Origin of the sequence: Kitasatospora aureofaciens, from assembly GCF_001188955.3 — a bacterium.
Taxonomy (GTDB): domain Bacteria; phylum Actinomycetota; class Actinomycetes; order Streptomycetales; family Streptomycetaceae; genus Kitasatospora; species Kitasatospora aureofaciens.
In genome coordinates, this window is sequence record NZ_JPRF03000081.1 from 1 (window position 1) to 14,821 (window position 14,821).

The following is a 14,821-nucleotide window of genomic DNA, read 5'->3' on the forward strand; positions in this document are numbered from 1 at the left end:
GCCGAGCTGGCCTCGCTGCGGGCGGACCTGGACGCGCGCGTGGGCACCGGGTGCCCGCTGCGCGGCTGAGCCGGTCGGGTCAGCGGGGGGCGATCCCGGCGCAGCCCACCGGCGAGCCGGTGACCGAGGCGGTCCAGGCGGCCGCCGCCGTCCAGGAGGCCGAGCCGTACACCGACCCGTACCAGTCGTACCAGCAGGCCGACCCGTACAGCTACGACCACTACCCGGCCCAGCAGCCGGCGGCCGCGCCGTACGGCAGCCAGGGGTACGACGGCCAGGGGTACGACGGCCACCAGCAGCAGGCCTACCCGCAGCAGGGTTACGAGCAGCAGGGCTACGAGCAGTACCCGCAGGAGCAGTACGGCTACGACCCCTACCAGCAGCAGCCCGGCCAGCCCCAGCAGGCCTGGCAGCCGGGCCGGCAGGGCGAGCCGTACTACGACCCCAACGACCCGGGCGGCACCGGCCACTCCCCTGCGCACTACCCTCCGCACCAGCACGGATCGGGGAGCTGACCCGCGATGAAGAAGCCCGCATTCAGGAAGAAGTCCGGCGCCGGGCCCGAGGAGCCCTTCGAGCCCGCGGCCGTCGAGCCGACCGGGGCCGGGGAGACCACCCGCCCGGCGGTCGGGCCGCCCGGCCGCTCCGCCGGGAAGACCACCCAGTCCCTGCTGGCCGCGGCCGTGGTGCTGGCGGCGGTCCTCGGGATCGCCGAGGCGCGCCCGCCGGCGAGCCCGGCCAAGGCGGACGCCGCCGGCGCCCCCAGCACCGCCCAGGTCGAGCGCACTGCGGCGGTCTGCCCGCAGCCGCTCCAGGGCCTGACCGGCTCGACCACGCTCACCGCCTACACCCCGCCCGGCACCGGCTCCGCCACCGGCGGCGCGGGCTGGCTCACCGACCAGTCCGCCCCCGCAGTCCCGCCGACCGCGGCCCCCTCGGCCCCGGCCTCCGCGGCGCCGAGCGGGTCGCCCAGTGGGTCGCCCGGTGCGACCCCGAGCGGCTCGGCGACCCCGGCACCGGACAAGAACGCCGCGCCCGCCGACGCCAAGCTGACCCTCACCAAGCCCGGCACCCCGGCCACCGGCCCGGCCACCAACGGTGACGCCGCGCCCGGCACCGGAGCCGTCGCCACCGGCGCGCTCGCCCCCGGCTTCACCGTCACCCAGACCACCGTGGTCACCGAGCAGCGCGGCCTGGGCCTGTCCGGCCTCACCTGCACCCCGGAGAACACCAGCTTCTGGTTCGCCGGGGCCAGCACGGCCGGCGACCGGGTCGACTACCTCAGCCTGGTCAACCCCGAGTCCTCCGCCGCCGTGGTCGACATCCAGCTGTACGGCGACAAGGGCCTGATCGACAACGACGCCGCCAACGGCATCACCGTGGCCCCCGGCAGCTCGCAGTCCGTCCTGCTGTCGACGCTCAGCAAGGGCGCCGTCACCGACCTCGCCGTGCACGTGGTGGTGCGCTCCGGGCGGGTCGGTGCCGCGCTGCACGCCGCCGACGGCGCCAAGGGCGCCGACTGGATCCCCGCCTCGGCCGACCCGGCCCCCACCCAGGTGCTGCCCGGCCTGCCCGCCGACACCTCCGCGGCCCGCCTGGTGGTCTGGGCGCCGACGGACGACGACGCCGACCTGAAGATCCAGCTCTCCGGCAAGAACGGCTGGTTCACCCCGGCCGGAAACGAGTCGATCCACGTCAAGGCGGGCATGGTGGCCGCCGTCGACCTCGGCAAGGTCACCCGGGACGAGGTCGCCGGCCTGCGGCTGTCGCCCAGCGACGACAAGCACGCCGTCCCGGTCGTGGCGGGCCTGCGGATCGACCGCACCGGCGGCAACGGCAAGAGCGACGCGGCCTGGCTCACCGGCAGCAACCCGATCGGCGCGCGCGCCACCGTCGCCGACAACCGGGCCGGCGCCTCCACGCTGTTCCTGACCTCCACCGGCGACGCCGCCACCGTCAAGGTCACCGCTTCGGCCGGCAGCGGCGGCGGCACCCCGGCGACCAAGGAGGTCCAGCTCCCGGCCGGGGGCACGGTCGCGATCCCGGCGCCCGAGCCCGCCGGGCTGAACGGGGTCTTCGCGCTCACCGTGGAGACCGAGTCCGGCGGCCCGGTGGTCGGCGCCCGGATGCTCTCCATCCCCAACAAGGACGTGCCGATGTTCACCGTCCAGGCGCTGCGCGACGACCACAGCACCGTCCAGGTGCCGCAGGCCGCCCAGGACCCGGGCGTCGTGCTGCGCTGACCGCGCGTCCCGGGGCCTGCGGTCGGCAGGCCCCGGGACGCCGGCGGAAGATCAGTCCTCGTCGTAGCGCGGGTCGATCGCGTCCGGGGACAGCCCCAGCAGCTCGGCCACCTGCTCGATCAGGATCTCGTGCACCAGCGCCGCCCGGTCCTCCCGGGTCTTCGCCCGGATCTCCACCGGCCGCCGGTACACCACGATCTGGCTCTTGCGGCCCTTCTCGCCCGGCGACACCCGGCCCAGCGGCACGCCGTCCTCGGAGTCGGCGCCGTCCGCCTCGTGCAGCGGCACCTCCTGCACGGCGAACTCCACCTCGATCAGCTGCGGCCACCGCCGCTCCAGCCGCTCCACCGACTCGCGCACGTAGTCGTCGAACAGTTCGGAGCGGGTGAGCGAGATCGGCACCTGGGGCGGCGCCAGCGGGCCGCGCAGCCCTCTGCCGTGCCGGTCGCGGTGCCGGGGGCGGCGCGAGGGGCCTGTCGATGACTGCGGTGCGGAGCTGTCCATATCACTGCCGAGAGTAGTCCTTGACGGGTCGGAAGTGGACCACTCCGACGGGGGAATCGCCGGGGCGGCGGCGCGTGCCCGAACGGCCGGAGCGAGCGGGACGGCAGGAGCCGCACGGCGCGCCGAGAGCGCCCCCGGACCCCGCGGGGGCGCCCGCGCGGGCGCGCGGACCGCGACACGGGCACCCCCGCCGGGCAGGCGGTCTTCGCTCCCCGGCGGGGAGTGCGGTACCGTCCACCCTCGTGAGCTCTGTACGTCGTTGTTCGCGGACCGCGTGCGGCCGACCGGCCGTCGCGACGCTGACGTACGTCTACGCGGACTCCACCGCCGTACTGGGCCCGCTCGCCACCTACGCCGAGCCGCACTGCTACGACCTGTGCGCCGAGCACGCCGAGCGGCTCACCGCGCCGCGCGGCTGGGAGGTCGTCCGGCTCGCCTCCGAGGCCGGGCCGCTGCGCCGCAGCAGCGACGACCTGGAGGCCCTCGCCAACGCCGTCCGCGAGGCCGCCCGCCCGCAGACCCCCCGTCAGGGCCGGGGCCCCGAGGGCGAGTCCACCGAGGGCGGCCGCCGCGGCCACCTCCGGGTGCTGCGCTCGCCCGACAACTGAGCCCCCGGCCGGCCCCCGCCCGGGGACCCCCGAGGCCCTCACCCGGCACGATGCGTTCCTCCGGCCCGGGTACGCTGCCCGTCTGACCTCACCTCGCCCCGTCGAACGAACGGGCGGGTGGCCGACGTATCGATCAGACAGAACCAGGGTGGAGCCGCAGTGCGCGACCTCAAGCAGCTCGTGAAGGCGTACGACGTCCGAGGTGTCGTCCCGGACCAGTGGGACGAGAGCCTGTCCCGGGCCTTCGGCGCCGCGTTCGTGCAGGTCACCGGCGCGTCCGCGATCGTGGTCGGCCACGACATGCGGCCCTCCTCCCCGTCGCTCAGCCGGGCCTTCGCCGAGGGCGCGGCGGCCTACGGCGCCGACGTCGTACAGATCGGCCTCTGCTCGACCGACCAGCTCTACTACGCCAGCGGCAAGCTCGACCTGCCCGGCGCGATGTTCACCGCCAGCCACAACCCGGCCCAGTACAACGGCATCAAGCTCTGCCGGGCCGGCGCCGCCCCGGTCGGCCAGGACACCGGCCTGTCCGAGATCCGCGAGCTGGTCGAGTCCTGGACCGCCGAGGACGACACCGTCACCGTCCCGGCCCGCGACGTGGAGCCCGGCGCGCTCTCCGAGCAGGACACCCTGCGCGGCTACGCCGACCACCTGCTGGGCCTGGTCGACCTCACCTCGATCCGCCCGCTGAAGGTCGCCGTGGACGCCGGCAACGGCATGGGCGGCCACACCGTCCCGACCGTCTTCGACGGCCTGCCGATCGAGCTCGTCCCGATGTACTTCGAGCTGGACGGCACCTTCCCCAACCACGAGGCCAACCCGCTCGACCCCAAGAACCTGGTCGACCTCCAGGCCAAGGTCCGCGAGGTCGGCGCCGACGTCGGCCTGGCCTTCGACGGCGACGCCGACCGCTGCTTCGTCGTCGACGAGCGCGGCGAGCCGGTCTCCCCGTCCGCGATCACCGCCCTGGTCGCCGCCCGCGAGATCGCCCGCGCCCAGGCCGCCGGCGAGACCGAGCCGACGATCATCCACAACCTGATCACCTCCTGGACCGTCCCCGAGGTGGTCCGCGAGCTCGGCGCCACCCCGGTGCGCACCCGGGTCGGCCACTCCTTCATCAAGCAGGAGATGGCCGTCACCGACGCAGTCTTCGGCGGCGAGCACTCCGCGCACTACTACTTCCGCGACTTCTGGCGCGCCGACACCGGCATGCTGGCCGCGCTGCACGTGCTGGCCGCGCTCGGCGGGCAGGAGCGCACCCTGTCCGAGCTGACCGCCGAGTACGACCGCTACGCCGCCTCCGGCGAGATCAACAGCACCGTCGCCGACCAGGCCGCCAGCACCGCCGCCGTCCGCGCCGCCTACGCCGGTCTGGAGGGCACCACCATGGACGAGCTGGACGGCCTCACCGTGGCCGGCCCGGACTGGTGGTTCAACCTGCGCGCCTCCAACACCGAGCCGCTGCTGCGCCTCAACGTCGAGGCCAAGGACCCGGCGCGGATGGCCGAACTGCGCGACGGCGTGCTGGCCGTCGTGCGCGGCTGAGCCCCGCCGCCGCCCGGGGCTGAGCCCCGCCGCCGCCCGCGCTCCGGCGGAACGCGCCTGACCGAAGCACGCGGTGCCCCGGCCGGTAGGGTTGCCTATCGGCCGGGGCACCTCCGTGCCACACCGAACTTTGGAGAGCCCCCATGAAGCTCGAATCCTTCCTGCTGGAGATCCTGGTCTGCCCGCAGTGCCGGGCCGCGCTCACCGAGGGCGGCACCGAGGAGCAGCCCGAGCTGGTCTGCACCGGCGCGGACTGCGGCCTCGCGTACCCGGTCCGCGAGGGCATTCCGGTCCTCCTGGTGGACGAGGCCCGCCGCCCGGCCTGATCCTGTTGGGGCGTGTCGGACACGCCCCCGGGGCGACAGCCCCACCCGCGCCCGCCGACCACAGGACAGCCGGAGGCCCGCCGCATGCTCGACGACACCCTGCTCGACGACCCGGCCGCCCTCCAGCGCGCCGACCACGACCGCGCCCTGCTGGCCCTGGCCGGCGCCGGTGCCAGGGTCCGCACCGCGCTGCGGCAGGCCGACACGGCCGGCCTCGACCGGCTGCGCCCGGACGGCCGCCCGCGTGCCGTCCTGGTCGCCGGGCACGGCAGTGCCCTGACGGCGGCCGAGATCCTCGCCGTGCTCGCCGGCTCCGCCACCCTGGTCGCCCCGCTGCCGCCGACCGAGGCCGCCGCCCCGCGCGCCGACCGGGCCGGTGCCCCGCCCGCGTTCACCGCCGGCCTCGGCTGGCAGCTGCCCGGCTGGGCCGGTCCCCTCGACCTGCTGGTGGTCAGCTCCGCCGACGGCGGCGAGCAGGGTCTGATCAGCCTCGCCGAGCAGGCGTACGCGCGCGGCTGCGCCATCGTCGTCACCGCCCCGGCCGGCAGCCCGCTGGCCGGGGCCGCGCTGCAGGTGCGCGCGCTGCCGTTGCCGTACGTCGCCGCGGTGCTGCCCGACGAGGGGGCGCCCGCGGTGCCGGCCGCCGAGCCGGACCTGCCGGCCGAGGACCCGGCCGCGCTGTGGTCCCACCTGACGCCGCTGCTGGCGCTCGCCCAGAAGCTCGGCCTCACCCAGCTGCCGTACGACGCGCTGCCGGCCGTCGCCGACCTGCTGGACGCCACCGCCGTGCGCTGCCGCCCGGACGCCGCCGCGTACACCAACCCGGCGAAGGGGCTGGCCGCCCGGCTGGCCGGGACGGTCCCGCTGTTGTGGGCCGAGGGCCCGGTCGCCGCCGCGGCCGCCGCCCGGTTCGCCGCCCAGCTGGCCGACCGGGCCGGCCGCCCGGCGCTGGCCGGGTCGCTGCCCCAGGCACTCACCGCCCACCGCGGCATGTTCACCGGCCAGTGGGGCGCCGGCGCGGACCCGGACGACTTCTTCCGAGACCGCGTCGAGGAGCCCGACCCGCTGCACCTCCAGGTCCTGCTGCTGCGCCACGTCCCCGGTACGGGCCCCGCCGAGGAGCAGGACGGCCCCGCGGAGGTGACCGAGGACGACCCGCGGCCGCGCAGCTTCGGCGTCACCCGGGCGCACCGGCTGGCGGCCGCCCACGAGGTGCGGCTGACCGAGTACGCGAGCACCCTCCCGGAGCAGCTGCACGCGCTGGCCGACCTGATCGCGCTGACCGACTTCGCCGCCGTCTACCTGGGGCTCGCCGCCGCGCAGTCCTGAGCGCGCTGCCGCTAGGTTGGGGCGCGTGAGCGAGCGGAGTGAGCGAGCCGTTGGTGGGTGCGTGTGGGCGAAATGCCCCTGCCGGGCGGTGCGAGGTGGGCGCGTGAGCGAGCGGAGTGAGCGAGCCGTTGGTGGGTGCGTGTGGGCGAATGCCCCTGCCGAGCGGAGCGAGGTGGGCGCATGAGTACTGAGGGCGGGACGAGGGCACTGGTGGCGGCGCTGTCCGCGAACCTGGCGATCGCGGCGGCGAAGTTCGCCGCCTTCGGCTTCACCGGCTCCTCCTCGATGCTGGCCGAGGGCGTGCACTCGGTGGCCGACTCCGGCAACCAGGTGCTGCTGCTGATCGGCGGCAGGCGGGCGCGCCGGGCGGCGGACGAGGAGCACCCGTTCGGGTACGGGCGCGAGCGCTACATCTACGGCTTTCTGGTGGCGATCGTGCTGTTCAGCGTCGGAGGGCTGTTCGCGGTCTACGAGGGCTGGCACAAGGTCAACCACCCCGAGGCGCTGGAGTCCTGGGGCTGGGCGGTGGGCGTGCTGCTCTTCGCCGTCGCGATGGAGGGCTGGTCCTTCCTCACTGCGGTGCGCGAGTCCGCCAAGGCCAAGGGCGGCCAGGGCTGGGTGCAGTACATCCGCACCGCCAAGGCGCCGGAGCTGCCGGTGGTGCTGCTGGAGGACACCGGCGCCCTGATCGGCCTGGTGCTGGCGCTGCTCGGCGTCTCGCTCACCGTGGTCACCGGCAACGGCGTCTGGGACGGCGTCGGCACCCTGTGCATCGGCGTGCTGCTGGTGCTGATCGCGGTGGTGCTCGCGCTGGAGACCAAGTCGCTGCTGCTCGGGGAGTCCGCCGACAGGGAGTCGGTGCGGCGGATCCGTGCCGCACTGGTGGACGGCGAGGCCGTCACCGGGGTGATCCACATGCGCACCCTGCACCTCGGGCCGGAGGAGCTGCTGGTGGCCGCCAAGATCGCCGTCAACGCGGAGGACAGCGCGGCCCGGGTGGCGCTGGCCATCGACGCGGCCGAGGAGCGGGTCCGGGCGGCCGTCCCGATCGCCCGGGCGATCTACCTGGAACCGGACGTCTACAGCGCCGAGAAGGCCGCCGCGGGCGAGGACCCGGCCGCCACCCCGGGCGGCCCGGGGCCTGCCGCTGCGCACTGACGCACCGTGCGCGCGGTGCCCTCGGGCCGGGGCCGAGCGGCGGTCGGACCGGCGACCGAAATCGGTCATCCACGGACGGCCGACGGGGCCGCCGGTGTAGATTCGTCACCAGAGCCAGAACGTCGCTGCTGATGGCGGTCGATCGGCGGTCCGTGCCCCCGGGGTGTGCGCCGGTCGAGGGAGAGAGGTCCTCCGACGGTTTGTGCTGCGCAGCGGGGAACCGGTCCGTACCACCGGACCAGGTCGCCCCGGCGTAGCCGTGCACCCGGACGGCCCGCCATGCGCAACGCACATCCGGACCTTGGCTTCGCCCCACCCCCATCAGCGAGGAGCAGACGCATGTCGACCGACATCACCGGTGACTTCAAGGTCGCCGACCTTTCCCTGGCCCCGTTCGGCCGCAAGGAGATCCAGCTGGCCGAGCACGAGATGCCCGGCCTGATGGCCATCCGCGCCGAGTACGCCGCGTCGCAGCCGCTGGCCGGTGCCCGGATCACCGGCTCGCTGCACATGACCATCCAGACCGCCGTGCTGATCGAGACCCTGACGGCGCTCGGCGCCGAGGTCCGCTGGTGCTCCTGCAACATCTTCTCCACCCAGGACCACGCGGCCGCCGCGATCGCGGTCGGCCCGGAGGGCACCCCGGAGAACCCGCAGGGCGTGCCGGTCTTCGCCTGGAAGGGCGAGACCCTGGAGGAGTACTGGTGGTGCACCGAGCAGGCGCTGACCTGGCCTGACGGCAAGACCCCGAACATGATCCTGGACGACGGCGGTGACGCCACCCTGCTGATCCACAAGGGCGTCGAGTTCGAGAAGGCCGGTGCCGCTCCGGACCCGTCCACCGCGGACAACGACGAGTTCCGGATCATCCTGGAGCTGCTCAACCGCACCCTCAAGGACACCCCGAACAAGTGGACCGAGGTCGCCGCCACCATCAAGGGCGTGACCGAGGAGACCACCACCGGTGTCCACCGCCTGTACGAGATGCACCGTGACGGCCAGCTGCTGTTCCCGGCGATCAACGTCAACGACTCGGTCACCAAGTCGAAGTTCGACAACAAGTACGGCTGCCGCCACTCGCTCATCGACGGCATCAACCGTGCCACCGACGTCCTGATCGGCGGCAAGGTCGCCGTCGTCTGCGGCTACGGCGACGTCGGCAAGGGCTGCGCCGAGTCGCTGCGCGGCCAGGGCGCCCGCGTCATCGTCACCGAGATCGACCCGATCTGCGCGCTCCAGGCGGCGATGGACGGCTACCAGGTCGCCACCCTGGACGACGTCGTCGAGATCGCCGACATCTTCATCACGACCACGGGCAACAAGGACATCATCATGGCCTCGCACATGGCCCGGATGAAGCACCAGGCCATCGTGGGCAACATCGGCCACTTCGACAACGAGATCGACATGGCCGGCCTGGCCAAGCTCGACGGCATCGTGAAGACCGAGATCAAGCCGCAGGTCCACGAGTGGCGCAAGGCCGACGGCCGCACCATCATCGTCCTCTCCGAGGGCCGCCTGCTGAACCTGGGCAACGCGACCGGCCACCCGTCCTTCGTGATGTCCAACTCCTTCGCGAACCAGACGATCGCCCAGATCGAGCTGTTCACGAAGACCGAGCAGTACCCGATCGGCGTCTACGTGCTCCCGAAGCACCTGGACGAGAAGGTCGCCCGCCTGCACCTGGACGCGCTGGGCGTGAAGCTGACCACCCTGACCCAGGAGCAGGCCGACTACATCGGCGTTCCGGTCGAGGGCCCGTACAAGTCGGAGCAGTACCGCTACTGATGCGGTGACGCTGCAACGCCGGTGGCCGGCACCCCCCGTGGGTGCCGGCCACCGGCGCGTCCTGGCTCAGCGGATGACGTCGGTGGTCCAGCTGCCCGGGTCCGGGCCGAGCGCCGTGGTGTGGGCGAGCATCCAGGGAAGGCCGCCGAGCTGCTCCAGGGTGGCCGGCATGCCGGCCCCGGAGGCGATGGACACCTCCACCCCGTTCTGCACGGCGACCAGCGGCGGGTTGGGGTCCGTGTACGGGGAGCCGTCCGTGCCGGTGAAGGTGGCGTGCGGCCCGTTCGGTCGCATGTTGACCGAGACGTTCTTGCCGTCGAGCTGGAACATCACCCACAGGCTCCAGGCACCCACCCCGTCCGTGTCCGGCACCGACAGCTGGACGTCGGTGGCCTTGAAAGCCTCCGGCAGTCCGGTGAACCGGACGGGCAGCGGGACGTTCCAGTGACCGAACCTGACGTCCCCAGCGGCCTTGTGCAGCACCTCCTCGGTGACGTCCCCGGGCTTGCCGCCGTAGCCGGTGATCTCCGCCCAGCGCCCCGAGGCGGTCAGCCAGCGCAGCGTGGGCTCGGACGAGCCGGACCCGCGCTGGGGAACCACCCAGTAGGCCGTCCGTCCGTCGATCGGCTCGGCGTCCACCTTGGTCAGCGGGGAACCGCCCGTGGTCATCGGGGGCTGCTCGCCGACCGGGTACTGCGAGAGCAGGATGCGCGGCGCGTTCTCGCCGGTGCCGCGGGCCTCGGCGTGGATGCCGTGGTAGCCGGTCTCGTAGCCGATGCCCCGCTCGCCGCCGGCCCAGTCGGGCAGCCAGCCGAAGTGGACCTCGGTGGTCAGCGGGTCGAAGCCGGTGGGCGTCGGGGTCGCGGACGGCGAGGCGGACGGCGAGGGGGACACGGTGGAGCCGACCGGCGGGGCCGGGACGGCGGAGCCGCCTGCGGGCGCCAGCAGCGACGTCACCGTGATCACCGCGGCGGTGGCGACGGCGACGGCGCCGACCACGGCGAGCCGACGGCGGCGCAGCCGGGTGGTGCCCTCGGCGACGGAGCGGCCGACGTCGATCCGCGGCGGCGGCGCGGGCCCGTCGGCGACGGCCGTCAACCGGGCGGTCAGGTCGTCGTGATCCTTGGTGGTCATGGCGTCCTCTCGGCGGCGGTGGGACGGGGGGCGAGGGTGCCGCGCAGCGCTTCCAGGGCACGGGAGCTCTGGCTCTTGACGTTGCCGGAGGAGCAGCCGAGGGTTTCGGCGGCCTGCTCGATCGACAGGTCGCAGTAGTACCGCAGCACCACGGTGGCCCGCTGCCGGGGCGGGAGGGCCGCGAGGGCCCGGCGCAGGTCGAGGGAGGCGTCCAGGTCAACGTCACCGGCCACCCCTTCCGGGCCGGCCTCGGAGCGGAGGGTACGGCGCCACCACGGGGAGCGCTGCTCCGCCAGGAAGGTGTTCACCAGCACCCGGCGGGCGTAGCCGTCCCGGTTCTCCATCCGCGAGGCCCGCGCCCAGTTCACGTACAGCTTGGTGATCGTCTCCTGGACCAGGTCGTCGGCCCGGTGCCAGTCCCCGCAGAGCAGATAGGCGACCTTCCGCAGCCAGCCGCTCCTGGAGGCCACGTACACCGTGAACTCCTCGTCGCGTGTCTGCTTCGCCATCCGCACCCCCTCTCGTCGTGGCGGCGGCACCGGTCCGGTGCCGTCCACACCCCTAATGCGCGCACCACCGGGGAAAGTTGCACGGGAGCCCCGCGCGTAGGCTTTCGGGCATGCCCAACGGTCGGTACTCGCTCCACGACACCCATGACCACGTGCTGCTCGGCGAGGAGCGGTTCAGCTGCGCGCCCGGGGCGGCCGGGTGGAGGTACGTCTCCAAGACCTACGCGCCGGACGGCCGGGTGATCGGCAGTGTCGACCTGACGCTGGACTCGCGCGCCCGTCCGTTGCGGATGGAGCTGCGGGCCGGTGGCTGGCAGGTGCGAGGCGGCGCGGTGGACGGGGTCGCCTGGGTCCGTACCGACGCGGCGGACCCGGGCGGCGAGCACGCGACGGAGGGGCACGACCGGGCGCACGGCTTCACCGGGAGCTCGTCGGCCTTCCTGGTCGCCACCGCCCGGATGCTGCGGCTGCGGGAGGGGGCGAGCGCGCGGGTGCGGCTGGTGGCGTTCACCGAGCCGGTGTTGGCGCCGCGCACCTTCGACCAGGGGTGGCTGCTGGAGGGGGTGGACACCCACGAGACCGACTCGGGGCCGCTGGTGGTCGAGCGGTACCAGGTGGCGGACCTGGAGACGGGGGAGCAGCAGGTGGTGCACCTGGCGGGGGACGTGGTGCTGGCGGCGGCGGGGATCGAGCTGGAGGAGCTGGCGTCGCCGCCGAACGCCTGGGCGGCGGGGGAGTAAGGGGAGCAGAAGCGCGGGGCCTCGGGCGGGTGGGGCCTCAGGCGGGCCGAGACTCAGGCGGGTGGGGCCTCAGGCGGGCCGAGACTCAGGCGGGTGGGGCGAAGCCGGTACCGGGGGCGGGCGGCGTGGGCTGCGCGGGCGCGGCGGGCTTCGTGAAGGACGGGGCGGCGGGAGCGGGTGCGGGTACGGGCGCTGCGGGGCCGCCGAGGACGCGGTGCGGTCGGCCGTCGGGCGTGGCCACCGGGTGCGGGGCGGGCGTCTGGACGGGGACCGCCGCTGCCGCGAACTGCTGGTGGGCGCGCATCCACTCCCGGCGCTGGCGCTCGGTGATCACCGCCCCCAGGTAGGCGGCCGGGTGCAGGCCCTGCGGCACCGGGTTCCCGGTTCGGGCGGCCAGGTCCCCGGCCAGTCCGGTGGACATCCGGAACGTCACGCTCGGATCCAACTGGCCGATGCGGCCCAGCAGTTGGCGGGTTGCGAGCCATAGCGGCTCGGGCACCGCCGACAGGTCCATCGCGACCAGCTCGCGGCCCATGGCGTGCAGCAGCTGCGGGTGCACCGGCGGCAGCGGGCTGGCGGGGCCGCCCACACCAGGGGTGCGCTCGCGGATCACCACCGTCCCGGCGAAGATGTCGCCGAGCCGCTTGCCGTCCGGGTTCAGCGCGGAGGTGATCACGGCCGGGGCGCCGGTTATCGCGATCACCTCGAAGAAGCCGACCAGTCCGCGCACCAGCGAATGCCGGAACCGCACCGGCCCGCCGTCGGTGCGCACGACCCGCAGACCGAGTGCGGCCTTGCCGAGCGAGCGCCCGTGGGTGAGGGTCTCGACCATCACCGGCAGGGCGACCAGGAAGAACACCGTCATGCCGAGCATCGTGGCCGTGAGCGCCGCGCTGTCGAGGTCCGCCAGGGCGACGCTCATCACCAGCGTGCAGATGAACAGGGCGGCGAACTCGACGAGCAGGTCGAGCACGATCGCCAGCGCCCTGCTCGGAAGCTTCGCCGTCTGCAGGTCGAGGACGACCGCCTCACCCGTCACCAGGTCGCTCAAGACACCTGTCCGTTCACACTCACGCGGGACGGGGGAGCGCGGTTGGATCGGCCCCCACTGCCCGCTCTCCGCAGTCTGATCCGCAGCCGCAAACATACGGCGCCCGATGGTCGCTCGGGAAGTGAGATCCCGGCGGCCGAACCGGGGGCGGCTCCTGGCATGCTGGGCCCGCACGTGTCCGTACGTACCTGCCCGACCGCGCACGCGCGCCTCGCGCCATCGCCGACCATGGAGCCGCCGAATGGACCTGGACGTCTTCGTCGCCACCCACCAGGGGGAGTGGGCCCGGCTGGACGCCCTCGCCCGTAGGCCCCGGCTCAGCGGCGAGGAGGCCGACGAGCTGGTCACCCTCTACCAGCGCGCCACCGGCCACCTCGCCAAGGTCCAGGCCGCCGCGCCGGACCCGGCGCTGATCGGCAGGCTGACCGGTCTGGTCTCGCGGGCCCGCAGCGCGGTGACCGGAGCCCGGACCAACGGCTGGCAGGACGTCGCCCGCTACTACACGGTGAGCTTCCCGGCCGCTCTCTACCGCGCCCGCCGCTGGTGGGTGCCGGTGGCGGCCGTCTCGATGGCCGCCACCGTGCTGCTCGCCTGGTGGATGGCGACCCACCCCGAGGTCCGCAACAGCCTCGTCACCCCCGACGACCTGCGGGAGATGACCCGCCCCGGCGGCCAGTACGAGGCCTACTACTCGGACCGGCCGGCCAGCTCCTTCGCCGCCCAGGTCTGGACGAACAACGCCTGGATCGCCGTGCAGTGCCTGCTGTACGGCATCGCGCTGGGCATTCCGGTGCTCCTGGTGATGTGGACCAACGTGGTCAACCTCGGTGTGGGCATCGGTCTGATGGCCTCCGCCGGACGGCTCGACGTCTTCCTCGGCCTGCTCATTCCGCACGGGCTGCTGGAGCTGACCGCGGTGTTCGTGGCGGGCGGCCTCGGCCTGCGGCTCGGCTGGACCGTCATCGACCCCGGTCCGCGCACGCGCACGGTGGCGCTGGCGGAACAGGGCCGCTCGATCATCGGGATGTCGATCGGCCTGGCGACGGTGCTGGCGGTCTCCGGAGTGCTCGAAGCCTTCGTGACGCCGTCCGGCCTGCCGACCTGGGCCCGCATTTCGATCGGTGTACTGGCCGAGGTGGCCTTCCTCCTGTACGCCCTGGTGCTCGGCCGAAAGGCCGCGCAGGGCGGAGAGGTCGGCGATGTGGACGCGGCCGACCGGGCGGACCTGCAGCCCGTCGCGGCCTGAGCCGATGTGATCAACAGGCCCCTGACCTGCTAGCCTTCTCGCATCCCGGCCAAACCATTGACGTGGTGAGGGTGGGCTAGTAGGTTTGAACGGTTGGGACTGACTGGACAACGGTCGGTCCCGGGCGCTAGTGTCTACGACACCGCCGAATCGAGGCGAGCGCGTTTTACGAAATGCGCACCCTCCGACAAAGCGAAACCCCCGGACTGAGCACACCGGAAGCCCTGATAGGCTTCCGAGCGAAGTTCGAAGGAAATCCCACCAGCGGGAATCGGATGAATGAAACTCCGGAAAACGGAGCGGAAAACATCTGATAAGCTGGAAACACGAAAGAACGAAGCGCCCGGAGGGCCCGCTGGAAGGCGGTCCGAAGGAAGCGTCCGTTCCTTGAGAACTCAACAGCGTGCCAAAAGTCAACGCCAGATATGTTGACATCCCCGGCCTCGATCGTCTGATCGGGGTTGGAGATTCCTTTTGAAACAAACACTAGCGAGGACGCAGTGCGCGGGACCGCCCTATTCCGGTGGTTGCCGTGCCGCTCAACGCGGGTGTCGACCCGATTACGGGTAAACATTCACGGAGAGTTTGATCCTGGCTCAGGACGAACGCTGGCGGCGTGCTTAACACATGCAAGTCGAAC

14 protein-coding genes and 1 rRNA gene are annotated in these 14,821 nt (G+C 73.4%); 11 read left to right on the plus strand and 4 right to left on the minus strand.

Annotated elements, in window-relative coordinates; all coding sequences use genetic code 11:
* Positions 1 to 119: 119 nt before the first annotated feature.
* Positions 120 to 515 (plus strand): hypothetical protein, encoded by a 396-nt coding sequence (locus HS99_RS37040; RefSeq protein ID WP_141763892.1) that lies wholly within the window; start codon positions 120 to 122, stop codon positions 513 to 515.
* Between the two features lie 6 nt (positions 516 to 521).
* Positions 522 to 2,243, plus strand: a complete 1,722-nt coding sequence (locus HS99_RS37045) for a DUF5719 family protein (protein WP_078938877.1) — start codon at positions 522 to 524, stop codon at positions 2,241 to 2,243.
* A gap of 51 nt (positions 2,244 to 2,294) precedes the next feature.
* Here HS99_RS37045 and HS99_RS37050 read toward each other — a convergent pair whose 3' ends face one another.
* Positions 2,295 to 2,747, minus strand: a complete 453-nt coding sequence (locus HS99_RS37050) for a metallopeptidase family protein (RefSeq protein ID WP_030289945.1) — start codon at positions 2,745 to 2,747, stop codon at positions 2,295 to 2,297.
* A gap of 242 nt (positions 2,748 to 2,989) precedes the next feature.
* On the opposite strand from HS99_RS37050, the gene HS99_RS37055 reads away from it, so the two are divergent.
* From HS99_RS37055 to ahcY, 6 genes are all read left to right on the plus strand, one after another.
* On the plus strand, positions 2,990 to 3,355 hold the full coding sequence (locus HS99_RS37055) for a DUF3499 domain-containing protein (protein WP_030557197.1): 366 nt from the start codon (positions 2,990 to 2,992) through the stop codon (positions 3,353 to 3,355).
* 159 nt (positions 3,356 to 3,514) lie between these two features.
* Complete coding sequence (locus HS99_RS37060) at positions 3,515 to 4,900, plus strand: phosphomannomutase/phosphoglucomutase (protein WP_030557195.1); 1,386 nt, start codon at positions 3,515 to 3,517, stop codon at positions 4,898 to 4,900.
* 143 nt (positions 4,901 to 5,043) lie between these two features.
* Entirely contained in the window at positions 5,044 to 5,226 is a 183-nt protein-coding gene (locus HS99_RS37065) for a Trm112 family protein (RefSeq protein ID WP_030289948.1), read from the plus strand.
* Positions 5,227 to 5,310: 84 nt separating this feature from the next.
* The gene (locus HS99_RS37070) at positions 5,311 to 6,555 is read left to right on the plus strand and encodes an SIS domain-containing protein (protein WP_030289949.1); all 1,245 of its coding nucleotides are present in this window, start codon (positions 5,311 to 5,313) and stop codon (positions 6,553 to 6,555) included.
* A gap of 180 nt (positions 6,556 to 6,735) precedes the next feature.
* The gene (locus HS99_RS37075; RefSeq protein WP_030289951.1) at positions 6,736 to 7,713 is read left to right on the plus strand and encodes a cation diffusion facilitator family transporter; all 978 of its coding nucleotides are present in this window, start codon (positions 6,736 to 6,738) and stop codon (positions 7,711 to 7,713) included.
* Positions 7,714 to 8,052: 339 nt separating this feature from the next.
* Positions 8,053 to 9,501, plus strand: a complete 1,449-nt coding sequence (gene ahcY / locus HS99_RS37080; protein ID WP_030289952.1) for an adenosylhomocysteinase — start codon at positions 8,053 to 8,055, stop codon at positions 9,499 to 9,501.
* 66 nt (positions 9,502 to 9,567) lie between these two features.
* On the opposite strand, the gene HS99_RS45555 is transcribed toward ahcY, so the two are convergent.
* Together HS99_RS45555 and HS99_RS37090 are read right to left on the minus strand one after the other, a co-directional pair.
* Entirely contained in the window at positions 9,568 to 10,635 is a 1,068-nt protein-coding gene (locus HS99_RS45555) for a hypothetical protein (protein WP_030557193.1), read from the minus strand.
* On the minus strand, positions 10,632 to 11,144 hold the full coding sequence (locus HS99_RS37090; protein ID WP_030289954.1) for a SigE family RNA polymerase sigma factor: 513 nt from the start codon (positions 11,142 to 11,144) through the stop codon (positions 10,632 to 10,634). The genes HS99_RS45555 and HS99_RS37090 overlap by 4 nt, the downstream gene beginning before the upstream one ends.
* A gap of 110 nt (positions 11,145 to 11,254) precedes the next feature.
* On the opposite strand from HS99_RS37090, the gene HS99_RS37095 reads away from it, so the two are divergent.
* On the plus strand, positions 11,255 to 11,884 hold the full coding sequence (locus tag HS99_RS37095; RefSeq protein WP_030557192.1) for a hypothetical protein: 630 nt from the start codon (positions 11,255 to 11,257) through the stop codon (positions 11,882 to 11,884).
* A gap of 85 nt (positions 11,885 to 11,969) precedes the next feature.
* Here HS99_RS37095 and HS99_RS37100 read toward each other — a convergent pair whose 3' ends face one another.
* Positions 11,970 to 12,935 (minus strand): RDD family protein, encoded by a 966-nt coding sequence (locus tag HS99_RS37100; protein WP_030557191.1) that lies wholly within the window; start codon positions 12,933 to 12,935, stop codon positions 11,970 to 11,972.
* Positions 12,936 to 13,176: 241 nt separating this feature from the next.
* Between HS99_RS37100 and HS99_RS37105 the strand changes: the two genes are divergently transcribed.
* Together HS99_RS37105 and HS99_RS37110 are read left to right on the plus strand one after the other, a co-directional pair.
* Positions 13,177 to 14,181, plus strand: a complete 1,005-nt coding sequence (locus tag HS99_RS37105) for a stage II sporulation protein M (RefSeq protein ID WP_030289958.1) — start codon at positions 13,177 to 13,179, stop codon at positions 14,179 to 14,181.
* 573 nt (positions 14,182 to 14,754) lie between these two features.
* Positions 14,755 to 14,821 (plus strand): 16S ribosomal RNA (locus HS99_RS37110); the annotation flags it as partial.

Bases quoted from the DNA above. Each gene is read 5' to 3' on its own strand.
- HS99_RS37045 (WP_078938877.1), top strand. From the start codon at position 522: ATGAAGAAGCCCGCATTCAGGAAGAAGTCCGGCGCCGGGCCCGAGGAG.
- HS99_RS37050 (WP_030289945.1), bottom strand. From the start codon at position 2,747: ATGGACAGCTCCGCACCGCAGTCATCGACAGGCCCCTCGCGCCGCCCC.
- HS99_RS37065 (WP_030289948.1), top strand. From the start codon at position 5,044: ATGAAGCTCGAATCCTTCCTGCTGGAGATCCTGGTCTGCCCGCAGTGC.
- HS99_RS37070 (WP_030289949.1), top strand. From the start codon at position 5,311: ATGCTCGACGACACCCTGCTCGACGACCCGGCCGCCCTCCAGCGCGCC.
- HS99_RS37075 (WP_030289951.1), top strand. From the start codon at position 6,736: ATGAGTACTGAGGGCGGGACGAGGGCACTGGTGGCGGCGCTGTCCGCG.
- ahcY (WP_030289952.1), top strand. From the start codon at position 8,053: ATGTCGACCGACATCACCGGTGACTTCAAGGTCGCCGACCTTTCCCTG.
- HS99_RS45555 (WP_030557193.1), bottom strand. From the start codon at position 10,635: ATGACCACCAAGGATCACGACGACCTGACCGCCCGGTTGACGGCCGTC.
- HS99_RS37090 (WP_030289954.1), bottom strand. From the start codon at position 11,144: ATGGCGAAGCAGACACGCGACGAGGAGTTCACGGTGTACGTGGCCTCC.
- HS99_RS37095 (WP_030557192.1), top strand. From the start codon at position 11,255: ATGCCCAACGGTCGGTACTCGCTCCACGACACCCATGACCACGTGCTG.
- HS99_RS37105 (WP_030289958.1), top strand. From the start codon at position 13,177: ATGGACCTGGACGTCTTCGTCGCCACCCACCAGGGGGAGTGGGCCCGG.